The 224-nt window shown below is 46.4% G+C and carries 1 protein-coding gene; it reads left to right on the plus strand.

Annotated elements, in window-relative coordinates:
• Window positions 1-224: Ig-like domain-containing protein (locus tag AAEZ02_RS23690; protein ID WP_351125714.1), on the plus strand; the 224-nt coding region annotated here is incomplete at both ends.

The following is a 224-nucleotide window of genomic DNA, read 5'->3' on the forward strand; positions in this document are numbered from 1 at the left end:
TGGAATGGCCAAGTCCCTGTCATCACCTATACCACTAACACTGGTGAAACCGCGACGCTAACAATTCAAGTCACGCCTGTTAATGATGCGTCTGTACTTGCTAATGACAGCAATAGCGTTGCAGAAGATACTGCCGCCACCGGCAATGTATTAGATAACGACAGCGATGTTGATTCAGATTTAAGCGTAGTGAGCTTTGAAGTTGACGGCCAGACTTATTCTGC

It is taken from the genome of Shewanella sp. T24-MNA-CIBAN-0130 (assembly GCF_040310185.1).
Lineage (GTDB): Bacteria > Pseudomonadota > Gammaproteobacteria > Enterobacterales > Shewanellaceae > Shewanella > Shewanella psychromarinicola.